Raw genomic sequence first — 26105 nt, forward strand, 5'->3', positions numbered from 1 at the left:
TTTTTTTACAGAAATTGCAGGTAATGTACTCTTTTGGTTATATGCAGTAAATACTTCATTCCTAGATCATGATGGCCTGCATGAATCTTACTATCTGACTTACTGTGCATAAATTTTTACATTTCATCTTGTATTATGAATGATATTTGCATCGAAAAGTGGTAATCAGGTGAAAATTTACTACGAGTAAGAAGTAATCTTACCAAGTTGAAAGTTAGATGTTTGTCATATTTTCATGAAAAATATCAAGTTATTGACTTTTACCTCTGCCAGCTTTCAATAACAAGTAGTATATTTTCACGAAAATTACATAGATTTCCCCTGTTAATGAAATCGTTAAAACCGAGGTTTAACTGCGTCTTATGAACACACTGGAACGGCTCCAAAATAGCCTTGATGTTTTGAGTAAGTCAGAGAAAAAGGTTGCGCAGGTCATTCTCGATTCACCCAATACGGCCATTCATTCAAGTATCGCTACTCTGGCAAAAATGGCGAATGTCAGTGAACCTACGGTTAATCGTTTTTGCCGTCGCCTGAATACCAAAGGTTTTCCTGATTTTAAACTGCATTTGGCACAAAGTCTGGCGAATGGCACCCCTTATGTAAATCGCAATGTGGAAGAAAGTGACAGTGTCACTTCTTATACCAATAAAATTTTTGAATCGGTGATGGCTAATCTGGAAACAGTCAAGAGTAATCTGGATATCACAACCATTAACCGTGCTGTTGACCTGCTGACACAGGCAAGAAAACTCTCTTTTTTTGGTCTGGGCGCTTCTGCTGCTGTCGCACATGATGCCATGAACAAATTTTTCCGCTTTAACATTCCGGTCAGCTATTTTGATGATATTGTTATGCAGCGGATGAGTTGTATCAACAGTACCGAAGGTGATGTTGTCGTGCTGATTTCCCATACAGGAAGAACTAAAAATCTGGTGGAGCTTGCCAGACTCGCCCGTGAAAATGACGCAACCGTTATTGCCATCACTTCAACTGATTCACTGCTGGCACAGGAAGCCACTCTCTCTATTCTGCTGGATGTTCCCGAAGATACCGATATTTATATGCCAATGGTTTCCCGGATTGCTCAACTTACCATCATTGATGTGCTGGCAACGGGTTTTACATTACGCAGAGGTTCAAAATTCAGAGATAACTTGAAGAAAGTCAAGGAAGCATTACGCAATTCGCGGTTTGATAAGCACGACTAAAGCATAAAAATAGACTGTGTTTTTGTTCACTATTTATCAACTCTCCAGCCTGATAGCATAATGGAAAGTTTATCCCCGTCAATATCATGCATATTACACATATTGCGGGGTTGATAATCAAAAAAGTTGTATGGTTATCTCACGGTAATCAAGCATCCATACTTTACAGGTCAACGGAGTAATACATGTCCAGACGGCTCAGAAGAACTAAAATCGTCACTACACTCGGTCCTGCTACAGATCGTGACAATAATTTAGAGAAAGTGATCAATGCGGGAGCCAATGTTGTCCGCCTTAATTTTTCTCATGGTACAGCAGAAGATCATATCCTACGCGCAAATAAAGTACGAGAAATAGCCGCCCGGTTGGGGTGTCATGTCGCTATCCTTGGTGATCTACAAGGCCCTAAAATACGCATCTCGACGTTTAAAGAAGGAAAAATATTTCTCAATATCGGGGATAAATTCCTGCTTGATGCTAATTTAGGAAAAGGGGAAGGCGATAAAGAAAAAGTCGGTATTGATTACAAAGGTCTGCCATCAGATGTTACAACCGGCAATATTCTGTTGCTGGATGATGGACGAGTTCAATTAAAAGTGCTTGATGTGCAGGGCATGAAAGTATTTACAGAAGTGACTGTAGGCGGCCCGCTTTCCAATAACAAAGGTATTAATAAACAGGGTGGCGGCTTATCTGCCGAAGCACTGACAGAAAAAGATAAAGAAGATATCATTACTGCCGCAAAAATCGGCGTTGATTATCTCGCGGTATCTTTCCCCCGCTCCGGTGAAGATCTAAATTATGCCCGCCGATTGGCACGGGACGCTGGCTGCGAAACACAAATTGTAGCCAAAGTAGAGCGTGCTGAAGCAGTCAGCAGTGATGAAATTATCGATGAGATTATTCTGGCATCTGATGTGGTCATGGTAGCCCGTGGCGATTTGGGTGTTGAAATCGGCGACCCTGAATTAGTTGGCGTCCAGAAAAAACTTATTCGTCGTGCCCGCCAACTGAATCGTGTCGTAATCACAGCAACTCAGATGATGGAGTCGATGATTACTAACCCAATGCCAACTCGAGCCGAAGTGATGGATGTTGCTAATGCCGTCCTTGATGGTACTGATGCGGTTATGCTGTCTGCGGAAACAGCGGCGGGTCAATATCCTGCGGAGACGGTTGCTGCAATGGCTCAAGTCTGCCTTGGAGCAGAAAAAATGCCGGGGATCAATGCATCCAAGCATCGAATGGATATTACATTTGACAGCATTGAAGAAGCTATCTCAATGTCAGCCATGTATGCAGCTAATCACCTGAAAGGCGTCAAAGCCATTATTGCCATGACTGAATCAGGTCGTACAGCACGTATGATGTCACGTATCAGCTCCGGCCTGCCTATTTTCTCTATGTCACGCCATGAATCGACGCTGAACCGTACTGCATTATACCGTGGTGTCACACCGGTTTATTGTAGCAGCCACATTGATGGTATCGCCGCGGCGAGTGAAGCAGTCAGCCGCCTGCGCGACAAAGGTTACTTAGCTTCCGGCGATTTAGTGCTGGTCACTCAGGGGGATCAGATGGGGACTATCGGCAGTACCAATACTTGCCGAGTGCTTGAAGTCGAGTAATGCAAATGCTTATTCTGCGCGCTCAGAAACGCGCAGAATAAAAAAATAAGATTAATTCTGTTCGGCGACTAATATCGCCTGTGTATCCGGCTCCAGTGCCTTAAATATATGCTCCTGATCTGCCGGATAACAGATGTAATCGCCTTCACTTAATTCTTCCGGGGCTTCTGTTAGCCCCACCAATGCCCGCCCTTTCGTAACAATAATATGCTCTACCGAACCGGTTGGATGCGGTTCTGAAAGGCGATCGGCTCCCGGTTGAGTCATCAGCAAATAGATATCGCGACGAGCGCCCGGTGGACAGGTTGCCAATAAAGTTGCCTGATAGTTTGCCTGTTCAGCCGTGACTTTAGTTCCTTCACCACGTCGGATCACCTGCGTTTTATTACTTTGAGGTTCCAGCAAACGGGCAAAAGGAATATTTAATGCCACACACAATGCCCAGAGCGTTTCAAGACTGGGATTTCCATTCCCTGCTTCCAACTGTGAAAGTGTAGATTTGGCAATGCCCGCCCGCCGTGCTACTTCCGTCAGTGAAAGGCCGCTTCGTGCACGTTCACGAACTAAACTCTTCGCAATTATGCTGATTGGCTGTGTCATTATCGCTGCTCCGTTGTTCATTTTAATGAACAAAATGTTCATCTTGACCTACGTTTTAATTCTGTTCATTATAATGTAATTTTGTTCGATATGGGTAAATGTATATGTTCACACACCATTTTTCCTGTTTGTCAGGAGAGATTAAAAAAGCAATATTTCTGGTTTATCTGGCTGTCGGCGTTGTTGGCGTTTCTTATGGATCGCTCGCCATTGCTTATGGCTTCCCACTATGGCTTCCTCTTGTGTTATCCACGTTAGTGCTGGCAGGAGCATCTGAGTTTATGTTTATCGGCATCATTGCCAGTGGTGGCAATCCACTTGCTGCGGCAACTGCGGGTTTATTGGTCAATGCCCGCCATTTACCTTTTGGTGTCGCGGTGCGTGAATTAGTCGGAAAAGGTACAGCAAAGTTTTTGGGCTGCCATATCATGAACGATGAGAGTGTGGTATTCGGCATGTCACAGTCTACCCCCGAACAACGTAAGGCTGCATACTGGTTTTGTGGTCTTGGTGTCGCTCTATTCTGGCCATTAGGTGTTCTTATTGGCGGCACAGTTGGCAAATTTATTCCCGCACCAGAAACGATTGGCCTAGACGCTGTTTTTCCTACAATTTTGCTCGCGATGGTGATCCCTGCATTCAAAAATAAAACGTCACTTATTCGCGCTTCCAGCGGAGCAGCACTTTCACTTACCGTTGTACCTTTTGTCCCCGTGGGTTTACCGGTTTTGCTTTCGTTATTGGGCTTATTCGTGAGGAAAAAATAATGGCTGATTATTCTCTGGTTATTATTGGTATTGCCATACTATCGCTGGGTACTTATTTAATGCGTTTGGGTGGAGCAAAACTGGGTAATAAATTGGCTTTATCTGAGCGTTCTCAAGCGCTACTTTCTGATGCTGCAACTACATTGTTGTTTGCGGTAGCGCTTGCTGCAACTTTCTACGAAGGTGAACATTTTGCGGGTATGGCGCGTGTACTGGGTGTTGTTATCGCAGTATTTCTGGCCTGGCGAAAAGTACCGTTAATTGTGGTTATTCTATCGGCTGCGCTCATAACAGCGTTATTGCGCTATGCTGGAATAAACTAAAAAATAATCAGGGGCGACCTCTGCCCCTGATTATTATTAAATCAAATATCTTTCCTTTTATAAGGCTCAATATCACCCTCTTTACGGGTTTTAAGCAGTTTCAATATCCAAGTATATTGCTCAGGATTAGGCTTCACCAATTCTTCCAACTCCTGATTCATACGGCGGGCGATATAAGCATCCTCTTGTCCTGCGATATCATCCATCGGTGGACGAATATAAATATCCAGTTGATGCGTTTCACAGTTATATACCGGGAACAAAGGAACAATTGCCGCTTTACACACTTTCATCAAACGCCCGACAGCGGGTAGTGTCGCTTTATAAGTCGCAAAAAAATCGACAAACTCACTATGCTCTTCGCCATGATCCTGATCCGGAAGATAATACCCCCAGTATCCCTCACGTACTGAGGCAATAAAGGGCTTTATCCCCGCATCACGGGAGTGTAAGCGCCCGCCAAAATAGCAACGCGCCTTGTTCCACAAATAATCAGCCACCGGATTACTCTGATGGTGAAACATGCCTGATATTGGTTGACCCCGGGCAGCCATTAACATAGCAGGAATATCGATAGCCCAGCCATGTGGGATCATAAAAATGACGTTTTTGCCCTGCTCTTTTAAAGCCTGAGTGATTTCTTCACCATGCCACTGAGTTCGTTGGAGTGTAGGTTCTACGCCTCTAAAACAAAGCTCGGCCAGCATAACAAAAGATTGTGGCGCTGTTGCGAACATTTTGTCGATTAATATCTCGTGCTGCTGTTCTGATAATTCAGGGAAACAATACAGCAGGTTAATCTTCGCTCTTCGCCGGGCACTTTTTGCCTTCCGGCCTGCAAAAACACCTATTTTAGCCAGCAAAGGGTCACGCCATTTAGCGGGGATATAAGCCAAACCCGCCAATATTCCAACACCAGCCCAAATACCCCAATAACGAGGGTGCAAATAGGATAAATGAAACGTTGGGATATAACCCCGTTTGCTATCTGTGTCTTTCTCTTTATTCATGAGCTAACTCTGCAGGCTCCAACATAAACTTCCAAATCATTTTTTTTTCAATCTGTTTTCAACAAACATAACATAAAAGCGGATGATACCAATCATCCGCTTTTATGTGTTAACAATCTGAATTTTTAATTTAGTGATAGTTGCGGTTTAAGCTCCTTAACCATCGCAATATATTCCGAACGATCTTTACCACTTAAACCGCCGGAACGAGGTAATTTTGCAGTCAATGGATTCACCGGCTGCTGATTATCCCAGAATTCAAAATGCAAATGAGGACCTGTTGTGCGACCAGTGTTACCCGACAGACCAATACGCTCGCCACGTTTCACTTTTTGGCCCGGTTTTACCAATAACTTTCTTAAGTGCATATATCGGGTTGTGTACTGACGACCATGCCGGATAGCAATGAAATTACCTGCGGCACCATCAAATTTGGCAACAATAACTTCGCCATCACCAACAGCCAGAACCGGCGTTCCTACAGGCATAGCAAAATCAACGCCTCTATGAGCCGTCACTCTTCCCGTGACAGGATTTAAACGACGCGGATTAAAAGGAGAAGAAACCCGGAATTGTTTTGTTGTTGGAAAACGTAAAAAACCACGCTCCAAACCAGATGCATTACTATCGTAAAAACGACCATCGTCAGCCCGGAATGCATAATAGTCGCTACCACCACTTTGTAAGCGAACGCCCAATAACTGGCTTTGTTCACTTTTTCCGTCAAGCATTTCGCGGGACATTAATACAGAGAATTGATCACCTTTCCGCAGCTTGCGAAAATCGATCTGCCATTGAAGTGCCTTCGTCACATCCCTTGCTTCGCTGCTGGTTAGCCCTGCGGCTAAAGCACTTCCGGTAAAGTTACCGTTCACAGCGCCTTTTATAACACTGTTTACCCACTCCCCTTTCTGGAGCTCTTTTGTTTCTTTGAAGATATCACCTTCACGAGTATAAACCCGTGTTTCACGGCGCGATATTTCCCATGTTAACGTTTTCAGACTGCCGCTTTCATCGACAACCCATGATAATGACTGACCAATATTCAGGCCACGCAGTGCCTTATTCTGATTCGCCAATAAAGCAATATCAGACGAATCAATACCAAACTGATTTAAAATAGAACTTAAAGTATCACCACTGGAAACAACATACTTATGAGGAACATTTACAGCTGTTTCCGGTTCATTTTCCTCATCTCTGATCCCTTCATCAGAGAACTGCTCATTACTATCACCAATTGTGTCATCTGTCGCGTCAGGAATAGTACTGGGAGCTGTGATAGTGATACTCCCCGATCTTTCCATTCTTTCTTCTTGCTCGTGATAAACAACCGGCCGCCACACAGCCACAGCTAAAGTGACCAACGTCAAAGAACCAAGCATGATTTTGTGTGGTTTAGGCAGGCTGTTATATACCAAAACGATAGTTTTAACCATCTGCTGCACTATTTATAATTCCTTATTATATTAATTCAGGCAGCTTAAGTATTGTTCTGACAACTGAGTTATAAATTTCATATAACTGTCTTTATTCAATACAATGCCGCTTCCCAATGGGTCAAGTATCCCAATACGTGCATCAGTACCTTTTGCAACGGCATGAATAACGGCTGGCCTGAATTGAGGCTCAGCAAAAATACACTTCGCTTTTTGCTCAACCAATTGTGTTCGTATGTTATGTAACCTCTGCGCACCGGGTTGGATTTCAGGGTTCACGGTAAAAACACCTAACGGTGCCAACTTATAGTGTTTTTCAAAGTAGCCATAAGCATCATGAAAAACGAAATACCCCTTCCCTAACGCGGGTTTTAGCATATCTGTAATATTCTTGTCAGTTTGTACAAGCTGTCCATTGAATTTACGTAGGTTTACTTCTAATTGTTGCTTATGTTGAGGATATTGCTCGACAAGACGGGTATATATCGCCTGAGCAGCCTTCTGTGCAATGTTTGGTGACAACCAAATATGCATATTATATTGGCCATGGTGATGATGTTCGTGATCTGTTTCATGTTTATGCTGATTCGATTCACTTGAATCATGTTTATCTTCGCTATTTTTCAGTAATAAAGGTTTGATGGTAGGTAAATTAGCCAATTCCAGTTGTTTATTTTGTGCAATTTTCTCTATTGGCTTCGCTAAAAATGTTTCCATATCCGGGCCAATCCAGACAACCAGATCCGCCTGATCAAGTTTGCGGATATCTGAAGGCCTTAACGCGTAATCATGTGGCGAGGCGCCATCAGGTAAAAGTACCTGTGTCTCTGTTACACCATCAGCAATAGCTGCAGCAATAAAGCCCAGAGGACGAATAGATGTGACAACATCCGCCTGTGCAGAATAATTAATCCCTGCTGTCAGCACTGAAATCAAAGCTACCTGACGAAAAAATGTATGCGCGTATCTTTGTGGTTTGTGTAACATATTATGAATACCCTATGCATAAAATCTAAAAATGTTATATTATAACATTTCAATGATTCTGCAAGACACTTTTAACATGCTTGTTATGTAACATGCCAATTATGATCACCCTGAAAAACATTACGGTTAAGTTTGGTAGCCGCACGGTATTAAACAATATTTCTTTCAGCCTTACACAAGGTAAGATCCTGACGTTAATCGGCCCAAATGGAGCCGGCAAATCAACCTTAGTACGCATTGTTCTTGGATTAATTCGTCCTACTTCCGGTGCCATTGAGCACAGCCAAACACTAAGGATAGGATACGTTCCACAAAAATTAAATCTTGACCCTACTCTTCCTTTGACTGTTAAACGTTTCATGATGCTTAAGCCGGGGGTTAAATCAGCTGATATCGCCCCTGTTTTAGAACGAGTCAATGCTGCTCATTTATTGCAGCAACCCATGCAAAAACTATCAGGAGGAGAAACTCAACGCGTTTTGCTTGCCAGAGCATTACTCAACCATCCTCAACTACTGGTTCTCGATGAACCGACACAAGGTGTGGATGTGAATGGTCAATTAGCACTTTATGATTTAATTAATCAAATCAGAACAGAACTAAATTGTGCTGTCCTTATGGTATCGCATGACCTGCACTTGGTGATGGCGAAAACAGACGAGGTTTTATGCCTTAATCAACACATTTGCTGTTCAGGTACCCCAGAAGTGGTATCCATGCATCCAGAATTTATTGCCATGTTTGGTCATCATGGTGCCGAACAACTGGCAGTTTATCGCCATCATCATAATCATCATCACGATTTAAGAGGGAAAATTATTTTGAAAAAGGGTGGAGAGCCTCGCTAATGATCGAACTACTATTTCCGGGCTGGCTGGCCGGGGTTTTATTGGCGGTTGCCGCTGGGCCTCTTGGTTCTTTTGTCGTTTGGCGCAGAATGTCCTATTTTGGCGATACACTGGCCCATGCTTCACTTCTTGGTGTGGCATTCGGCTTCCTGTTAGATGTGAATCCGTTTTATGCGGTGATTGCAGTGACACTGATACTGGCTGTGATTCTGGTCTGGCTGGAAAAACGCCCACAATTAGCTGTTGATACGTTACTGGGAATTATGGCTCATAGCGCATTATCACTGGGCTTAGTGGTTGTGAGCTTTATGAGTGGTATCCGGGTTGATCTGATGGCTTATTTGTTCGGTGACCTACTCTCTGTGACGTATGAAGACCTCTGGTTGATTACGGCGGGTGTTGTCACTGTGGCAGGGTTACTGGCATGGCAATGGCGCGCTTTACTGTCGATGACTGTCAGCCAGGATCTGGCTTTTGTTGATGGGGTTAATATTCAGCGGTTACGAGTGTTATTGATGTTGGTTACAGCGCTGACTATCGGGCTGGCAATGAAATTCGTCGGGGCGCTGATTATCACCTCTTTGCTTATTATCCCGGCAGCTACGGCTCGCCGTTTTGCTCGCACGCCTGAACAGATGGCAATTTGTGCCATTGGTATCGGTATGTTCTCAGTTACCGGTGGGTTGGCTTTATCTGCATTTTATAACACACCAGCGGGGCCTTCTGTTGTGCTTTGTGCGGCAGTGTTATTTGCTTTAAGTTTAACTTTCAAGACAAAAAATTAACTTTTTTAATTAAAAAAATAAAAGGGTCATATTTATTAAAATTATGACCCTTTTATTTAAATCGACATTAAATTTATTTAAAATATAAACATCAAGCCTCATCAACATCAATAATTTCATTCCTTATCAATATAACTTTTCACCACAAAAACAATGTGTTTTATCAATTTAATTATGGCAACATGTCATCTTTATCAAGCGACATAAGCAACTCACCAATATTATTTAAACGTTCTTCTTTCTCATATTCCAATTTAATTAAATCAACAATTTTCGTTATGCTTTTTTCTGCAAGATAATACATGCTGTCATCTCTTGGATCTGCATGATCCATTGGTACCCCATTAGCATCGAGTACTCCAAGAATATGTTTTTTATTATTAGACCATTTCTCCATTTTAAGTCTCCATTCTATAGAATAGAACTTAGCTTCACAGACTATATTTGCCCACGGATCACATATCCAAGAGTTAGCGGGCAATTGGTTACGTATAAAGGTATCTCCTATATTACGGGTTATACTTCCCTGATCAGGTACAATTAAAACAAAATTATGACTATATGGGGGATATGTTCCAATAATTTCTATAGTACAAGATGATTTAAATTCATTTAAAACATCTTGATTTCTTTGTTGTTGTAAATAAAAAAATGCCACCAATGAATACTCGTAACAGTTCCCTACGGGATATGGTGACGATTCTATTTTTTGATATTTTCTCTCTGATGAATCAGAGCTTGTGCTTCTACGAAAATCCCCTAGAAGACCATTCTTTAGGATAATAGCCTCCATTGAATAAAGTTCTCTCTTTTTTCCTGATAACTTACTTTGGTCTATATATATTTTATTTGGCGACTTAAGGCCGCCAAATTTAAACGAAAATTTTCGTCTTGAAAAATTATTTGCATCTCTTAAGATACTGATAATTGACATTTTACAATTCTCCGAAAATTCCATATAAGAATATGATCTATATATAAGTCAAAAAATTATAAACAATTAATAAGATTGTACTGAAATAAAAAACCCAAAAGCTTATCCATATAACGACTTTATTTTCCAGCATTTTGTATCAACATTTCATTACCAACATAGGCATATAGAATGTACCCCGTATTATAATTTCATTCAATATAGTTTTATATCGGTCACGTATTCAATTTGTTGATTCCCCTTAAATATAATATTCTCTTCCGAGAAAAATCCCGATGGTTTTGTCGTACATTTCCGGTAATTTTGAATAACACAATGTTTACGATTCAATAAGTTAATTCGGTTTCGGTGGGTGAAGTTTTCACGTTCAATCCGTTGTGTGAAACTTTTTCCTATGAGGTGTTTATCTGTGAGCAACCCATATGGGTTAACCAGAGACAGAGATACTAAATTATCAAGCAATAGTAATATCGCTATACACTTCATCTTTCAAGTTGCCGCTTTGTTAGCTGCGCTCATTCACCCCGGTCACCGTTTTTATCAATATACGGTTATCTATGCTTCAGGGGATTCACTCCCTTGCCACCGAAACGCATCTTGAAATCCATTGTGTATATACAAAAGATTTAACAAACAGCCTTAATATTGTATTGATAAGGCGTTAGTAGCATGAGCAGATGTGATTAACTCTCCAGCACTGATTAACTCTCCAGTACATAGTCGCGTAGCGAACTTACCGTGAGCTGAAGTTCCTGCTGGCGACTTTGCCAATTGTCTTCATTCCCACTTAAATAAGCCTTCCGCGCATCAGCTAAGACTGTGGATTGTATAGCGGGAAGGCGTGCCGCCGCCCAGTCAGCAGCAATATCCTTAGGAACAAACTCTCCGGTAACTAATGTTCTCCACATGCGTGCCAGTGTTAGCAGAACATTACGTTCATCTCCCTGTAGAGTCTCAATTAAACCCGGCAGAACATCTTTAATCGCCCGATGAATCTCAGAAATTGGAATAATCGGCAGAAGATCGTTTACGTGAGAGCCAAACAGAATTACCGCTTCCTGTTGTGATTGAGCCAACACTAAAGTCAGTTCCGGATCACAAATAGATTTAGGCATTTTTCCTTCTTCATATTGATGACGTAGCCACTCACCGTATATGAACTCGCTCCGAGCAGGATAAAGTAAAGCTGCGAGATCTGTGCTCAAGAAAACAATCAGTTCAACCGGGCGACGTCCATCAGGGTCAGATGGGTATCGGCCCGATATCAGCATTAAATCAGTAGCAAGACATTCTCTGATTTCAGACGTCAGCGGTTTATTAACAACTGCCAGTAAATCTACATCACTGTTCGGACGCAGACCTCCTGCCACAACCGAACCATGGAGGTAAACAGCCACCAGCGATCCTGCTAATCTCTTCTGGAGGATTAACAATGCGTTATCTGCTTCAGGAGGAATAGTCATTAAAGGAATAGCCATTAAAGGAATTTTTATTCGCTTTCTTTACTCAAGCCAAAATGCCGATAAGCATGGTTGGTTGCTATTCGGCCCCGTGGTGTACGCTGGATAAAACCCTGCTGGATAAGAAAAGGTTCCAGAACATCTTCTATGGTTTCCCGCTCTTCACCAATAGCTGCGGCGATGTTATCCAAACCAACCGGGCCACCCATAAATTTATCAATAATGGCAACCAGTAATTTGCGGTCAAGATAATCAAAACCCGCTGAATCCACATTCAACATATCAAGTGCTTTTGCGGCGATATCATTATTAACTGAGCCATCACCTTTTACCTGAGCAAAGTCACGTACCCGCCGCAACAAGCGGTTTGTGATACGCGGAGTGCCCCGAGAACGCATGGCAATTTGCCTTGCCCCATCGTCTGAAATATCCAATCCCATATAATGAGCACTACGGGAAACGATACTTTGTAGGTCATCAACGTTATAAAACTCAAGACGCTGTACGATACCGAATCGATCGCGTAAAGGAGAGGTTAAAGAGCCTGCGCGGGTTGTAGCGCCGACTAATGTAAACGGAGGCAAATCAATTTTGATTGAACGGGCTGCCGGCCCTTCGCCAATCATGATATCCAACTGATAGTCTTCCATAGCCGGATAAAGAATTTCTTCGACAACCGGAGATAAGCGGTGGATTTCATCAATAAACAGAACGTCATGGGGTTCAAGGTTCGTCAGCATCGCCGCGAGATCACCCGCTTTTTCCAATACTGGCCCTGAAGTTGTACGCAGATTCACTCCCATTTCGTTGGCAACAATATTCGCCAGCGTCGTTTTACCCAACCCGGGAGGGCCAAAAATCAGCAGATGATCTAACGCATCTCTCCTCTGCCGTGCGGCCTGAATAAAAATCTCCATTTGCTCACAGACATGGGGCTGACCAACATATTCCGATAAGAATTTTGGCCTGATAGCGCGATCAACCGCCTCATCATCTTGCAGAACCTCTGCTGAAACCAGTCGATCAGCTTCAATCATCACTTAACTCCTGTAATTACAGAGCCGCACGAAGCGCTTCTCGGATAAGGGTTTCACAATCTGCGCCCGGTTTGGCCACTTTACTGACCATCCGGCTTGCTTCCTGTGGTTTATATCCCAGTGAAACCAGAGCCGCCGCAGCTTCTGCTTCAATATCAGCATCGGAATTAGCCGGTTGAGTTGCTGCCGGTAGATTAATATCACTATTTTGATTGAACAGATCGCCATTAAGCCCTTTAAAACGATCTTTCATTTCTACGACTAATCTTTCTGCTGTTTTTTTACCAACTCCCGGTAACTTAACCAGAGAAGAAATAGCCTCCTGCTCAATAGCAGTAACAAATTGCTGAGCAGACATGCCAGAAAGGATCGCCAGTGCCAGTTTTGGCCCGACGCCATTGACTTTAATCAGTTCACGGAAAAGAGCACGCTCTTGCTTATCATTAAAACCATAGAGTAGTTGAGCATCTTCCCGCACAATGAACTGAGTGAATAATATGGCTTCCTGACCAATTTCAGGTAGTTCATAGAAGCAGGTCATTGGCATATGAACTTCATAACCTACACCATTCGTTTCTAACAAAACCAGTGGTGGCTGTTTTTCCAATACAGTTCCTCTCAAACGCCCTATCACTACTTACCCCCTGAAAATAAAAATAAATGATTCGATAAAGCTTATAGCACAAAAAAAGCTGGATGCATATCCAGCCAAAACAATTGAAAGGTTATTTCAGACGTCCCCGCGCTAAATTTAACCTCGCATTGCCCATACGGAGTAAATTCTGGCTCATATGACAATGTGTAATCGCAATCGCTAAAGCATCTGCCGCATCGGCCTGTGGATTGGATGATAATTTCAGCATTGAGCGTACCATATGCTGAACCTGACTTTTATCTGCTGCACCGGTACCGACAACAGTCTGTTTCACCTGACGTGCTGCATACTCAAATACAGGAATGGACTCATTAACTGCCGCAACGATAGCGACACCACGCGCCTGCCCAAGTTTTAAGGCTGAATCTGCATTTTTCGCCATAAAAACTTGCTCTATTGCGAAAACATCAGGTTGGAATTGAGTGATTATTTCGGCAACACCTGCATATATTCGCTGTAAACGTCCGGGAAGATCATCAACTTTTGTCCGGATACAGCCGCTACCAAGATAAATAAGCTGTCGTCCCTGCTGGCGGATAACACCATACCCTGTCACTCTGGAACCAGGGTCTATACCAAGAATAACCGCCATTCTGTTTATTCACCTGTTATATGGAATAAAAACGATGGAATAAATAAATCCTGAATAAAAACGCATAAAATAAAAACGTTAGAGAAAGTGCCCTGACATGAGGCGCACTTTCCCTACGCTGTGAACCCGAATGTTAATTACAGCAAGGCTGCAACTTCATCAGAGATTTCACCATTGTGATAAACTTCTTGAACGTCGTCAGAATCTTCAAGCATATCAATCAGACGAAGTAATTTAGGTGCGGTTTCTGCATCCAGTTCTGCTTTCGTCGATGGGATCATGGAAACTTCAGCAGAATCAGCTTTGAAACCAGCTGCATCCAGCGCGTCTTTAACCTCACCAAAACTCTCTGGTGTAGTATAGACATCAATCGCGCCATCATCATAAGTTTCAACATCATCCGCACCTGCTTCCAAAGCCGCTTCCATCACAGCATCTTCATCCAGACCCGGCGCATAGGAAATAACGCCCTTTTTAGTGAACAGATAAGCAACAGAACCATCCGTCCCCAAATTGCCACCTGTTTTGGTAAATGCGTGACGAACATCGGAAACTGTACGGTTACGGTTATCACTCAGGCATTCAACCATCACGGCTGTACCGCCCGGACCATAACCTTCATAAATGATGGTTTCCATGTTATCTGACTCGTCATTACCCACTCCACGAGCAATAGCGCGGTTTAAGGTATCACGAGTCATGTTGTTGGACAGTGCCTTGTCAATCGCTGCGCGAAGACGTGGGTTAGAATCAGGATCACCACCGCCCAAACGTGCTGCAGTGACTAACTCACGGATAATTTTAGTGAAAATTTTACCGCGTTTTGCATCCTGCGCCGCTTTACGGTGCTTCGTATTGGCCCACTTACTATGACCTGCCATGAAAATATCTCCGATAAAATGTCTGTGCCTTTCATCATTCAGTTTACCCGCCTTATCAACTGTAAACTGAAATCTGTCAGGTTTAGCAGACTAAATAACAAACTCTTCAATTGCCTGCTGATTGCTCCATGACTTAGTCAGGCTGGCAGCTTTTTCTACTGTCAGCCATTGATAAGCCAGATGCTCTGTCAGCAGGATCTCGCACTCCCCGGGCAACGGCAGCAAAAACCAGTGTTCTTTGTTCTGTGTTACCCCGGGAGCATATCGATAACGTAAATGTGAGAAAATCTCATAATAGAGGCTGCGGTGACAATCAATCAGTTGAAGATTGGCATCAACAATATCAATCCCAATCTCTTCCTGTACTTCACGCAACGCTGCTTCATACGGCTTTTCGTCCTCTTCGAGGCTACCCGTAACAGATTGCCAGAAATCAGGATCGTCCCGCCGTTGTAACATCAGCACCCTTTTGCTGTCGGCAGCATAAATAACAACCAGTACAGATTCAGGGCGCTTGTAATCCATTATTCGCTCTCTTTTTTAGTAACCGAAATAGCTAACTCTTCCAGTGCTGCTGAATTTGCATAACCCGGAGCTTCAGTCATCAGACATGCCGCTGCTGTTGTTTTCGGGAATGCAATAACATCACGGATATTATCCGTATCTGTCAGCAACATAACGAGGCGATCCAGACCGAAAGCCAGCCCTGCATGAGGAGGCGTGCCATATTTCAGAGCATTCAGAAGGAACCCGAATTTTTCCTGTTGCTCTTCTTCGGTGATACCCAGAATACGGAAGACCGCCTGCTGCATTTCATTGCGATGGATACGCACTGAGCCACCACCCACTTCGTAGCCATTGATAACCATATCATATGCGTTCGCAATAGCAGATTCGGGGTTACTTTCCAGCTCTTCAGCAGACATATCGCATGGAGAAGTAAATGGATGGTGCATTGCAGCCAGACCACCTTCTCCATCACCTTCAAACATTGGGAAGTCAACAACCCAAAGCGGTTTCCAGCTAGTCAGGTCCGTCAGATTCAGGTCACGACCCACTTTCAGACGCAGTGCGCCCATAGCATCAGTAACGATATTTTTCTGGTCAGCGCCGAAGAACAGAATATCACCGTCTTGTGCATTAGTACGGGACAACAAACTCTCAACCACTTCTGCAGACAAGAACTTGGCAATCGGGCTTTGAACGCCTTCCAGACCAGTGGCACGGTTATTAACCTTCATCCATGCCAACCCTTTCGCACCATAAATCCCGACAAACTTGCCATATTCATCAATCTGTTTACGGCTCAGTTCAGCACCACCCGGTACACAAAGGGTTGCGACACGGCCTTTCGGGTTATTTGCTGGCTCAGCGAAAACAGAAAACTCTACGTCTTTCACCAAGTCAGCAACATCAACCAATTCCAGCGGGTTACGCAGATCCGGTTTGTCCGAGCCAAAGCGGCGCATGACTTCAGCGTACGTCATGATAGGGAAAGAACCCAAATCAACACCACGAATTTCCTGCCACAGTTCACGGATCATTTTTTCCATGATTTCGCGAACCTGCTCAGCGGTCATAAATGAAGTTTCAACATCAATCTGAGTGAATTCTGGCTGACGATCAGCACGCAGGTCTTCATCACGAAAACATTTGACGATTTGATAATAACGGTCAAAACCGGACATCATCAACAATTGCTTGAACAGCTGTGGAGACTGAGGCAGTGCATAAAATTTGCCTTTATGCACACGGCTTGGCACCAGATAATCTCGCGCACCTTCGGGTGTTGCCTTAGTCAGCATCGGCGTTTCCACATCCAGAAAACCGGCACCATCCATAAAGCGACGGACAAAACTGGTAATTTTTGCCCGGGTTTTGAAACGCTGAGACATTTCCGTACGACGCAGATCAAGATAGCGATATTTCAGGCGCTGTTCTTCACTGTTGTTTTGGTTGCTATCCAGCGGTAATGGTTCTGAACGGTTGAAAATTTCAAGACTTTCAGCAAAAACTTCAATTTCTCCTGTCGCCATATCTTTATTGATCTGGCTGTCAGGACGGGCGCGCACAACCCCGGTAATTTGAATACAAAACTCATTACGCAGTTCAGAAGCCTGAGCAAATGCGTCTTTTCTATCCGGATCAAAAAATACCTGAACGATACCTTCACGATCTCGCATATCAATAAAAATAAGACCACCCAAATCACGACGGCGGTTTACCCAACCTGATAAAGTCACTTTTTGGCCTTCATGGGCCCGGCTCAACTGCCCACAATAATTAGTACGCATACAATATCCTTTTACTCAGCTCGTTATGCATTCTGCTGCGGAAATTTTGGCATTGTTCTTTTAGGAAGAATTGTCAAAAAAGGAAGCCATTATACTGGAAATTCTATCTGGAGATAAGGCTATAACACGCTTCATGACAAGACAATTTTCACGATCAGATAAACCAAATTCAATTTACTATCAAATATGATGATTTATAGCGACAGTTTTACTTTTGAGGTTTATCATCAGTAAGCCGTTTTTTGGTTGGGCAATGGAGTTGGAAATGGTTAGCTCACTTTATATTGTATTGGGCGCACTATTGTTAATTAAACTGTCTCTTGATGTCATTAAATTAAGAACACAGTATCAGGTTGCATATGGTGATGGCGGTTTTTACGAATTACAAACAGCGATTCGCGTTCATGGTAATGCTGTTGAATATATTCCTATTTCCTTACTTCTGTTACTGGTCATGGAAATGAATGGAGCAACAGTATGGATGCTGCATATTTGCGGAATATTGCTACTTGCTGGCAGGTTATTGCATTTTTATGGTCTGCGTCAGCGTGAACTCCGATGGCGGCGAATGGGTATGGGGGCGACATTTATGTCAATGATCATAATGGTGGTTGCCAACATATATTACTTGCCCTGGGAGCCAATATTTTCTCCCTATTCGTAACCTGTTCCCGGATTGACTGATTAAAAGAAGCCAATTATTCATTTCAATTGGCATCTTTACTGCCTGATCTTACTACTCAAAACCGTTCTGTTGGATTAGCGCTTCCTGCCTTTTCCTGCATTCTGTTAGAATAGCCAATTCTTAATTGTTTCCAAAATCAATGTTGTTATGTCAAATCAAGATCCGCACAACCAACGGGACAGCCTGTTCTCTGCTCCAATCGCTAACTTAGGTGATTGGAGTTTTGATGAACGAGTTGCCGAAGTCTTTCCAGATATGGTGAAACGCTCCATTCCTGGTTATTCAAATATCATCTCCATGATAGGCATGCTGGCAAGCCGCTTTGTCACGCCGGACAGCCAGATTTATGATCTTGGTTGCTCCCTCGGCGCAGCCACTTTATCTATTCGCCGCAATATTAATATTGACGGCTGCCGTATTATTGCTGTTGATAACTCACCAGCGATGGTTGAGCGCTGCCGCCGTCATATTGATGCTTTCAAGGCAAAAACTCCCGTTGAAATCATCGAACAGGATATTCTTGATACCGACATTCAGAATGCTTCAATGGTGGTACTGAATTTCACTTTGCAGTTTCTTCAACCGGATGATCGCCAGAAAATATTAAATAAAATTTATGCCGGACTAAAACCAGGGGGCGTTCTGGTTCTGTCTGAAAAGTTCAATTTTGAAGATCAGAACATTGGCGAGTTACTGTTCAGCATGCATCATGACTTCAAACGGGCTAATGGCTACAGTGAGCTGGAAATTAGTCAAAAACGCAGCATGCTGGAAAATGTCATGCGGACAGATTCTGTTGAAACTCATAAATCACGCCTGAAACAAGCCGGTTTTCAGCATAGCGAAGTCTGGTTCCAATGTTTCAATTTCGGTTCGTTATTAGCGGTTAAGGGAGCCGAATAATGATTGATTTCGGGAATTTTTATCAATTAATTGCCAAAAACCATCTGAATCATTGGTTGGAATGTTTACCAGCACAATTAAACCAGTGGCAGAAAGCCTCATTACATGGCCAATTCAGTTCATGGTTAAAGAATCTGGATAACTTGCCTGAAATTCAACCAACTCACCTTGATCTAAAGAATGGTGTCATCGCCACACACATTCCCGAATTACCCGATGGTGAAAAAGCACGTATCCGTAATATTCTGAAAATCCTGATGCCTTGGCGCAAAGGGCCTTTTTCGTTATACGGTGTTGAAATTGATACGGAATGGCGCTCTGACTGGAAATGGGATCGTGTCTTACCGCATATCTCCCCTCTTGAAGGAAAAACCGTACTTGATGTCGGTTGTGGCAGTGGCTATCACATGTGGCGTATGGTGGGTGAAGGTGCGGATTTAGTTGTCGGTATCGATCCTACTCAACTTTTCCTTTGCCAGTTTGAAGCGGTCAGAAAATTATTGGGTAATGACCAACGTGCGCATTTACTCCCGCTGGGTATTGAACAGTTACCTGAATTAAAAGCGTTTGATACTGTCTTTTCCATGGGAGTGCTTTATCATCGCCGTTCACCTCTTGACCACTTATGGCAGTTGAAAAATCAGTTAGTCTCAGGCGGAGAGCTGATTCTGGAGAGTTTAGTCATTGAAGGAGATAAATATCAATGTCTAATCCCGGGTGAACGTTACGCGCAAATGCGCAATGTTTACTTTATTCCTTCAGCTGAAATGTTGAAAACATGGCTGGAAAAATGCGGTTTCGTGGATGTCAGGATTGTTGATCAGGCAGTGACAACGACAGATGAACAACGTCAGACAGAGTGGATGAAAACTGAATCTTTAGCTGATTTCCTTGACCCATCAGATCAGAGCAAAACAATCGAAGGCTATCCGGCACCATTGCGCGCCGTTCTTATTGCCCGCAAGCCTTAAGACCTGCAAATTTAAATATTGATGTGTGAATTGCTCGTTGTGGCAGTTCACACCTTCAAAGTTAAGAGGTAATTTTAGTCGGAATTTAGTGATCAATCAGGATCATTACTCCTTTCATGGCTTCTACTAACTCAGGATCGACACTATAATTCGTGTATTCCTCTAGCTCACGGTCTTCGGAGCTCATTCTTACACCAGCCTTACGGTAGATCATTCTGGAAGGGACAATTTTACCTGCTGAGCTATGTACTTCCTTCACGCCAATTTCTAAAAACTTACTAATATTACTGGCCCGGACACCCGCTCCCGGCATAATACTCGGGCCACGAGTAGCCTGTACCAATTCTTTTAATAAGTGTAAGCCTAACTCCGCACTACTTTGCTGGCCAGAAGTTAATATTCGCTTTACACCCAGTTCAGTCAGCTGCTCCAGCGTATTTAGCGGATCACAACACATATCAAAAGCACGATGGAACGTGACAGCCATATCTCCTGCCAAGGACATCAGTTGCCTCATGCGCAACATATCAACTTTCCCTTCCTCATTCAAAACACCGAAGGAAACACCGGGAAATCCCATATCACGGATACAGGAAACATCATTTTTCATCGCTTCAAAATCGAATCTACTGTAGCAAAAATCTCCACCTCTGGGCCGAACAATCGGGTGTACAGGAATAACTAAATACTGCAACGCTTGTTTTAATATCCCCATACTGGGGGTCACCCCCCCTTCCAATGGCCCTGCACACAATTCGATTTGATCAGCTCCTGCCTCTTGTGCAGTAAGCGCACAGTTTACGCTATAACAGCAAATTTCTAGTTTTAGCATTAATCCCCCCCTGAATTCAAATCTGCCAATGTGTCATAAATAGATTCGAAATATTTCATTAGCGAACTTATTAACTATGACAACTATTTTTCAAAATGACATATTGCAAATCACAAGAACAGAATTTTTTGCTGATAAACCATTATGAAAAAGTCAATTTTGCTGATATGTCCGCATTTTTAGCAAGATTTATAGATAGAAAAAGAATAATGCTTGATCACCGTGGCATTATCAGCTACTGACTGCACAATTATAACAATCTGAATCCCCATCAAGACAAATCAATTAGTTAAATATTTTCTAAATATCAGTGCATTAATCACATTTATATGACTCTTTATCAGCGCGATAATTGTTTGTGCCGAGGCTCAAATTTTGTTCAACCACCCATTCTTAATTTAAGTGAGTATATTATGATAATTACTCATTAATTCTTTTTACTGGATAGTAATTATTAGTATCTCTATTATTTTGGCGTCATAACAAACACATTATTTAATCCAAAACAAGAAGGTCTTAAAATCAACAAAATGTATAAGTAAGTCTGGGATTAATTAAATGAAGATAAAGGTTATTGAACGAGATTCTATGTGCTTTATCCATATTACGGATACCCCAGAGCCTTTCCGCTCACGGCAGGATGCCATTAATATCATTCTTAGTCATGAGCACAGAAGCATTGCTGGTTTTATAATCAATGAAACTTGCTTTCATCCTGATTTTTTCAGATTAAAAACGGGGATTGCTGGAGAAATGCTGCAAATTTTCGTTAATTATCGGGTAAAAATCGCTATCTTAGGTGACATGACAAAATACACCAATACGAGTACCAGCTTGCGCGCTTTTATTGTGGAAAGTCATCGAAATAACCCGCTTTTCTTCGTATCAGAGATTAATGATGCTATCAGATATCTGTCCTCGACGAAGAATCCACCAAAAGAAATGGCAAAAACAAAAAGTCCCCCTACCAAACGGGGCTGATAGTAGCATGCAGGGTATTGAATATGGTATAAACCCCGTTATTTTCTCATAACCCGCATGCCAGAAAATGCTGCATTATAAAAATGTGTAGTTTTGGTACGTAATTTAAGGTAACACTGTGAATATACAGGCTATTCTTTCAGAAAAAATCAGTAGTGCGCTGATTGCAGCTGGTGCTCCAGCCGATAGTGAGGCTCACGTTCGTCAATCTGCAAAAGCTCAATTTGGTGACTATCAAGCAAATGGTGTCATGGCGGCAGCGAAAAAAGTTGGTATGCCTCCACGACAACTGGCAGAAAAAGTTGTCAATTTGCTGGATCTGCAAGGAATTGCCAGCAAAATCGAAATCGCTGGCCCGGGGTTTATCAATATTTTCCTTGATAAAGCATGGGTTGCAACAAATGTAGAAAACGCGCTGACCGCAGAAAAACTAGGGGTATCTCCTGTAGAACCACAGACTATCGTTATCGATTATTCTGCTCCTAATGTCGCAAAACAGATGCATATTGGTCATATTCGCTCAACCATCATCGGTGATGCCGCAGCACGTACCCTTGAATTCCTTGGCCATAAAGTTATTCGTGCTAACCACCTTGGCGACTGGGGTACTCAGTTCGGCATGCTGATCGCCTATCTGGAAAAAGTACAGAATGAAAATGCCAGTGATATGGCATTAGAAGATTTGGAAGAATTTTATCGCGCCGCCAAGAAAAACTACGACGAAGACGAAGAATTTGCCATTCGTGCCCGCGGCTATGTTGTAAAACTACAAGGCGGTGATGAATATTGCCGCAATATGTGGCGTAAATTGGTTGAAATAACCATGTCACAGAATCAGGCGACTTATAACCGCCTGAATGTGACGTTGACAGAAAAAGACGTGATGGGCGAGAGCCTTTATAACGATATGCTGCCGGGGATCGTTGCTGACCTCAAGCAACGTGGTATTGCTGTTGAAAGTGATGGCGCAACCGTGGTTTACCTTGATGAATTCAAAAATAAAGAAGGCGAACCGATGGGCGTTATTATCCAGAAAAAAGATGGTGGCTACCTTTATACAACGACAGATATCGCCTGTGCCAAATACCGTCATGAAGTCCTGAATGCAGACCGTGTGCTTTATTACATCGATTCACGCCAACACCAACATTTAATACAAGCTTGGACGATTGTACGCAAAGCCGGTTACATCCCTGAATCCATGTCACTGGAACATCATATGTTCGGCATGATGCTGGGCAAAGATGGCAAGCCATTCAAAACCCGCACAGGCGGTACAGTAAAATTAGCTGATCTGCTGGATGAAGCGATTGAACGTGCAGATGCACTTATCCGTGAGAAAAACCCGGATATGCCGGAAGATGAACTTAAAAAAGTTATCGAAGCCGTTGGCATTGGCGCAGTAAAATACGCCGATCTCTCCAAGAGCCGCACAACAGACTATGTATTTGACTGGGATAATATGCTGGCCTTTGATGGTAACACGGCTCCTTATATGCAGTATGCATATACCCGTGTCTCCTCTATTTTCAAACGCGCTGAAATCGATGAAAGCAGCCTGACATTACCTGTTGTCCTGAATGAAGAACGCGAACAAACGCTGGCTACCCGTCTTCTGCAATTTGAAGAAACGATCACAACCGTCGCTCGTGAAGGGACACCACATGTGATGTGTGCTTACCTGTATGATCTGGCTGGCCTGTTCTCCGGTTTCTACGAACACTGCCCAATCCTGAATGCTGAAAATGAAGAGTTGCGTCAGAGTCGCCTGAAACTGGCATTGCTGACAGCAAAAACCCTGAAGCAGGGGCTGGATACTCTGGGGATTCAGACTGTAGAGCGGATGTAATCGAACTATAAAAATATCCCGCCGTTTGCGGCGGGGTATTTAAACACACTAATAGATTAAATAATCACTGTAATCCCCGATGTGCAAAATCCTTTAACCGGAATCCCATCAAGGCTAATGCAGCAAAATAGCTGCCTGCACCGGCAATCACAACACCCATCAATCTCAACAAACGCATTGCCATGTTTCCTTGCTCCCAATCCGGCATGAACCATAACATTGCCAGCAAAACACCAACCATAACGGCGATTGCCACCAGCAATTTCAGCAAGAATACACCCCATCCTGCTAACGGTTTAAATATTTCACGCTTACGTAATTGCCAGTACAACATCACGGCATTGAAACAGGCAGCCAAACCAATGGAAAGAGCTAATCCTGCATGTTTCAGAGGGCCGATAAAAGCGAGGTTCATTAACTGAGTCAAAATCAGGGTTGCAATCGCAATTTTAACCGGTGTTTTAATATCCTGACGGGAATAGAAACCGGGCGCCAGAACCTTGACAACGATCAACCCCATTAAACCGAAACAGTAGGCGATCAATGCCCGTTGTGTCATGGCTGCATCAAAAGCAGAAAAATTACCATACTGGAACAGTGATACTGTTAATGGTTCAGCCAAAATTCCCAATGCCACAGCACAGGGCAATGCCAACAAAAAGCAAAGGCGTAATCCCCAATCCATCAATCTCCGGTATTCATCATGATTCCCACTGGAGAAACTTTTCGCCAGAGAAGGCAATAAAATCGTTCCTAATGCGACCCCTAAAACACCAGAAGGTAATTCCATTAATCGATCAGCGTAATACATCCATGAAACTGAGCCGGAAACCAGAAATGAAGCAAAAATCGTATTGATAATCAAAGAAATCTGGCTGACGGATACCCCCAAAATAGCCGGCCCCATCTGGCGGATAACACGCCATACCCCGCTATCACGGAAAGAGACGCGAGGCAGTACTAACATCCCTATTTTTTTCAGATGGGGGAGCTGATAAGCCAGTTGCAAAATACCACCAGCAACCACAGCCCATCCAAGCGCCATTACGGGAGGATGACAGTAAGGAGCCACGACCAACGCAAAGAAAATCATGCTGACATTAAGCAAAGTTGGTGCAAAAGCCGGTACCGAAAAACGGTTCCATGTATTCAGAATTGCCCCCGCCAAAGATGCTAAAGAAATCAAGAAAATATACGGAAATGTGATTCTGAGTAAATCTCGGGTCAGCGTAAACTTATCCGGTGTATCGGCAAAACCCGGTGCGGTGACATAAATAACCCACGGCGCAGCAATAATCCCAATTACAGTGACAATCGCTAAGATCAATGTCAGCATACCCGATACATAAGCGATAAAAGTTCGTGTTGCTTCATCCCCCTGCTGATTTTTATATTCGGCAAGAATGGGAACAAAAGCCTGTGAAAAAGCCCCCTCAGCAAAAATACGGCGTAGTAGGTTAGGTAATTTGAACGCAACAAAGAAGGCGTCTGTTGCTACACCTGCACCAAATATACGAGCAATAATAGCATCACGGATGAACCCCAGAATGCGGGAAAACATCGTCATTGAACTGACGGCTGCCAGTGATTTTAGTAAGTTCATGATATTGTTTAATAAGTATATTTCTATGAAATGAGCGTGAAAGCGTAAAGCAACTTCATCAGATATGCTTAAAATGGAACAGAATATGATCCGATGAGATAGCACTGATAGGCAAAGTTTAACAGACAAAAACCCGGCCTACATTGGCTATCTCCTTTTTATTAATTATTTTTAACCCTGTATGCGCTTTCCCGTTCACCAATTATCATTGGTTAATGCCGTCAGAACATGATCCTGCCAGACGCCGTCTATCATTAAGTATTTTTTGGCATATCCTTCCTGCTCAAAATTCAGTTTCTTGAGCAAATTTCCACTTCTTTGATTATGCGGCATATAGTTAGCCATAATCCGGTGCATTTTCTGATGATTCTGCATATAACGAAGAGCCGGCTGCAATGCTTCATACATAAACCCCTGCCCTTGCAATTTTTCCGCCAGCGAATAACCAAGATAGCAAGAGTGAAATGCTCCACGGACAACATTGGTAAAATTTGCCACACCTAAAATTTCGTTTTCATCAGGGTCCAACAACACAAAATTAAACGTCGCATTTTGCCGTTGCAATTCCGCAACATAACTCAGCTTATTCGTCCAACCCGAAGGTTGGTAAAAACTCCGATCTCTTATCGGCTCCCACGGCTTAAGGAAATCTTTATTTTCTGAATAATACTCAGCCAAACGATAAGCATCACGCTCATATACCAGACGGACGATCATCCTGTCCGTAATAAAACGAACTTTAGGCGATGTAGACCGATAACCAAACATGCCCTCTCCCGATATTTATTTTAAAAAGACTCTGAATAATTTATAGCTAATAAAAGCCAATA

Annotated in this window: 26 protein-coding genes and 1 pseudogene; 11 read left to right on the forward strand and 16 right to left on the reverse strand. The window is 43.0% G+C overall.

Annotated elements, in window-relative coordinates; translation table 11 throughout:
• Positions 1-362 precede the first annotated feature (362 nt).
• Positions 363-1211, forward strand: coding sequence for a MurR/RpiR family transcriptional regulator (locus AAC855_RS13350; protein WP_340610251.1), 849 nt, complete (start codon positions 363-365; stop codon positions 1209-1211).
• A gap of 185 nt (positions 1212-1396) precedes the next feature.
• Entirely contained in the window at positions 1397-2839 is a 1443-nt protein-coding gene (gene pyk / locus AAC855_RS13355; RefSeq protein ID WP_340610253.1) for a pyruvate kinase, read from the forward strand.
• 51 nt (positions 2840-2890) lie between these two features.
• On the opposite strand, the gene AAC855_RS13360 is transcribed toward pyk, so the two are convergent.
• Complete coding sequence (locus AAC855_RS13360) at positions 2891-3439, reverse strand: helix-turn-helix domain-containing protein (protein WP_340610255.1); 549 nt, start codon at positions 3437-3439, stop codon at positions 2891-2893.
• A 104-nt stretch (positions 3440-3543) separates the two neighbouring features.
• Between AAC855_RS13360 and AAC855_RS13365 the strand changes: the two genes are divergently transcribed.
• A complete protein-coding gene (locus AAC855_RS13365; RefSeq protein WP_340610257.1) occupies positions 3544-4206 on the forward strand; it encodes an AzlC family ABC transporter permease in 663 nt (220 codons plus the stop codon).
• Complete coding sequence (locus tag AAC855_RS13370; RefSeq protein ID WP_340610258.1) at positions 4206-4529, forward strand: AzlD domain-containing protein; 324 nt, start codon at positions 4206-4208, stop codon at positions 4527-4529. The genes AAC855_RS13365 and AAC855_RS13370 overlap by 1 nt, the downstream gene beginning before the upstream one ends.
• A gap of 41 nt (positions 4530-4570) precedes the next feature.
• Here the strand turns inward: AAC855_RS13370 and lpxM are convergent, their stop codons facing one another.
• The 3 genes from lpxM to znuA form a co-directional block, all read right to left on the reverse strand.
• A complete protein-coding gene (gene lpxM / locus AAC855_RS13375; RefSeq protein ID WP_340610259.1) occupies positions 4571-5539 on the reverse strand; it encodes a lauroyl-Kdo(2)-lipid IV(A) myristoyltransferase in 969 nt (322 codons plus the stop codon).
• A 125-nt stretch (positions 5540-5664) separates the two neighbouring features.
• Positions 5665-6987, reverse strand: coding sequence for a murein DD-endopeptidase MepM (gene mepM, locus AAC855_RS13380; protein WP_340610260.1), 1323 nt, complete (start codon positions 6985-6987; stop codon positions 5665-5667).
• A 21-nt stretch (positions 6988-7008) separates the two neighbouring features.
• Positions 7009-7965 (reverse strand): zinc ABC transporter substrate-binding protein ZnuA, encoded by a 957-nt coding sequence (gene znuA / locus AAC855_RS13385; RefSeq protein ID WP_340610262.1) that lies wholly within the window; start codon positions 7963-7965, stop codon positions 7009-7011.
• Positions 7966-8057: 92 nt separating this feature from the next.
• Here znuA and znuC point away from each other — a divergent pair, with 92 nt between their 5' ends.
• Both znuC and znuB read left to right on the forward strand, forming a co-directional pair.
• The gene (znuC, locus tag AAC855_RS13390; protein ID WP_340610264.1) at positions 8058-8813 is read left to right on the forward strand and encodes a zinc ABC transporter ATP-binding protein ZnuC; all 756 of its coding nucleotides are present in this window, start codon (positions 8058-8060) and stop codon (positions 8811-8813) included.
• The gene (znuB, locus tag AAC855_RS13395) at positions 8813-9598 is read left to right on the forward strand and encodes a zinc ABC transporter permease subunit ZnuB (protein WP_340610266.1); all 786 of its coding nucleotides are present in this window, start codon (positions 8813-8815) and stop codon (positions 9596-9598) included. The genes znuC and znuB overlap by 1 nt, the downstream gene beginning before the upstream one ends.
• Positions 9599-9770: 172 nt before the next feature.
• Here znuB and AAC855_RS13400 read toward each other — a convergent pair whose 3' ends face one another.
• The 9 genes and pseudogenes from AAC855_RS13400 to aspS all read right to left on the reverse strand — a co-directional run bounded on the left by AAC855_RS13400 (position 9771) and on the right by aspS (position 17451).
• Complete coding sequence (locus AAC855_RS13400) at positions 9771-10532, reverse strand: hypothetical protein (RefSeq protein WP_340610268.1); 762 nt, start codon at positions 10530-10532, stop codon at positions 9771-9773.
• Positions 10533-10773: 241 nt separating this feature from the next.
• Positions 10774-10949 (reverse strand): annotated as a pseudogene (locus AAC855_RS21630) (IS1 family transposase); the annotation flags it as partial.
• 284 nt (positions 10950-11233) lie between these two features.
• A complete protein-coding gene (locus AAC855_RS13405; RefSeq protein WP_340610270.1) occupies positions 11234-11995 on the reverse strand; it encodes an aminoglycoside adenylyltransferase family protein in 762 nt (253 codons plus the stop codon).
• A gap of 26 nt (positions 11996-12021) precedes the next feature.
• Positions 12022-13029 carry a Holliday junction branch migration DNA helicase RuvB gene (gene ruvB / locus AAC855_RS13410; RefSeq protein WP_340610272.1) on the reverse strand — a complete coding sequence of 336 codons (1008 nt, stop codon included), beginning with the start codon at positions 13027-13029 and terminating at the stop codon, positions 12022-12024.
• Positions 13030-13045: 16 nt separating this feature from the next.
• Positions 13046-13663, reverse strand: coding sequence for a Holliday junction branch migration protein RuvA (ruvA, locus tag AAC855_RS13415; protein ID WP_099110167.1), 618 nt, complete (start codon positions 13661-13663; stop codon positions 13046-13048).
• Between the two features lie 91 nt (positions 13664-13754).
• Positions 13755-14276, reverse strand: coding sequence for a crossover junction endodeoxyribonuclease RuvC (gene ruvC, locus AAC855_RS13420; RefSeq protein WP_340610274.1), 522 nt, complete (start codon positions 14274-14276; stop codon positions 13755-13757).
• Positions 14277-14413: 137 nt separating this feature from the next.
• The gene (locus AAC855_RS13425) at positions 14414-15157 is read right to left on the reverse strand and encodes a YebC/PmpR family DNA-binding transcriptional regulator (protein ID WP_099110169.1); all 744 of its coding nucleotides are present in this window, start codon (positions 15155-15157) and stop codon (positions 14414-14416) included.
• Between the two features lie 90 nt (positions 15158-15247).
• Positions 15248-15682 carry a dihydroneopterin triphosphate diphosphatase gene (nudB, locus tag AAC855_RS13430; protein WP_340610276.1) on the reverse strand — a complete coding sequence of 145 codons (435 nt, stop codon included), beginning with the start codon at positions 15680-15682 and terminating at the stop codon, positions 15248-15250.
• Entirely contained in the window at positions 15682-17451 is a 1770-nt protein-coding gene (gene aspS / locus AAC855_RS13435; protein ID WP_340610278.1) for an aspartate--tRNA ligase, read from the reverse strand. The genes nudB and aspS overlap by 1 nt, the downstream gene beginning before the upstream one ends.
• A gap of 265 nt (positions 17452-17716) precedes the next feature.
• Between aspS and AAC855_RS13440 the strand changes: the two genes are divergently transcribed.
• The 3 genes from AAC855_RS13440 (at position 17717) to cmoB (ending at position 20010) form a co-directional block, all read left to right on the forward strand.
• Positions 17717-18115 carry an MAPEG family protein gene (locus AAC855_RS13440; RefSeq protein WP_340610280.1) on the forward strand — a complete coding sequence of 133 codons (399 nt, stop codon included), beginning with the start codon at positions 17717-17719 and terminating at the stop codon, positions 18113-18115.
• A 168-nt stretch (positions 18116-18283) separates the two neighbouring features.
• On the forward strand, positions 18284-19039 hold the full coding sequence (gene cmoA / locus AAC855_RS13445) for a carboxy-S-adenosyl-L-methionine synthase CmoA (protein ID WP_340610282.1): 756 nt from the start codon (positions 18284-18286) through the stop codon (positions 19037-19039).
• A complete protein-coding gene (gene cmoB / locus AAC855_RS13450; RefSeq protein WP_340610283.1) occupies positions 19039-20010 on the forward strand; it encodes a tRNA 5-methoxyuridine(34)/uridine 5-oxyacetic acid(34) synthase CmoB in 972 nt (323 codons plus the stop codon). The genes cmoA and cmoB overlap by 1 nt, the downstream gene beginning before the upstream one ends.
• An 85-nt stretch (positions 20011-20095) precedes the next feature.
• Here the strand turns inward: cmoB and cutC are convergent, their stop codons facing one another.
• Entirely contained in the window at positions 20096-20842 is a 747-nt protein-coding gene (gene cutC, locus AAC855_RS13455; RefSeq protein WP_340610286.1) for a copper homeostasis protein CutC, read from the reverse strand.
• Positions 20843-21400: 558 nt separating this feature from the next.
• On the opposite strand from cutC, the gene AAC855_RS13460 reads away from it, so the two are divergent.
• Positions 21401-21823 (forward strand): DUF4180 domain-containing protein, encoded by a 423-nt coding sequence (locus AAC855_RS13460; protein ID WP_340610287.1) that lies wholly within the window; start codon positions 21401-21403, stop codon positions 21821-21823.
• A 118-nt stretch (positions 21824-21941) separates the two neighbouring features.
• Positions 21942-23672, forward strand: a complete 1731-nt coding sequence (argS, locus tag AAC855_RS13465; protein WP_340610289.1) for an arginine--tRNA ligase — start codon at positions 21942-21944, stop codon at positions 23670-23672.
• Between the two features lie 64 nt (positions 23673-23736).
• On the opposite strand, the gene murJ is transcribed toward argS, so the two are convergent.
• Both murJ and rimJ read right to left on the reverse strand, forming a co-directional pair.
• Positions 23737-25275 (reverse strand): murein biosynthesis integral membrane protein MurJ, encoded by a 1539-nt coding sequence (murJ, locus tag AAC855_RS13470; protein ID WP_340610291.1) that lies wholly within the window; start codon positions 25273-25275, stop codon positions 23737-23739.
• A gap of 195 nt (positions 25276-25470) precedes the next feature.
• The gene (gene rimJ, locus AAC855_RS13475; protein WP_340610293.1) at positions 25471-26043 is read right to left on the reverse strand and encodes a ribosomal protein S5-alanine N-acetyltransferase; all 573 of its coding nucleotides are present in this window, start codon (positions 26041-26043) and stop codon (positions 25471-25473) included.
• Positions 26044-26105 lie beyond the last annotated feature (62 nt).

The organism is Xenorhabdus bharatensis (assembly GCF_037996705.1).
Taxonomy (GTDB): domain Bacteria; phylum Pseudomonadota; class Gammaproteobacteria; order Enterobacterales; family Enterobacteriaceae; genus Xenorhabdus; species Xenorhabdus bharatensis.